Genomic DNA, 238 nt, shown 5'->3' with positions numbered 1-238 from the left:
CGACGCTGGCCGGCGCCCAGGAGGCGGCGGTCGATCCCTATGCGCCCATCGAGGTCGAGATCCGGGACGATTTCGAGACCGGCAGCATCGTCGTCGTCAGCCGCGATTTCTTCCTGTATCACGTCGTCGCACCGGGCAAGGCGGTCCGCTACGGCGTCGCCGTCGGCACGGCCGAGCTGGTCTGGAAGGGCAAGGCCACGATCGGCCGCAAGGTCGAATGGCCCAGCTGGCGCCCGAC

General features: G+C 69.3%; 1 pseudogene. It reads left to right on the top strand.

The features are described from left to right. Positions 1–5 precede the first annotated feature (5 nt). A pseudogene (locus TW83_RS21280) lies at positions 6–238 on the top strand (L,D-transpeptidase); the annotation flags it as partial.

It is taken from the genome of Paracoccus sp. S4493 (assembly GCF_000967735.1).
Taxonomy (GTDB): Bacteria; Pseudomonadota; Alphaproteobacteria; order Rhodobacterales; family Rhodobacteraceae; genus Paracoccus; species Paracoccus marcusii.
Note: the sequence above shows the minus strand (reverse complement) of the source record. Positions and strands in the feature narration are given on the sequence as shown.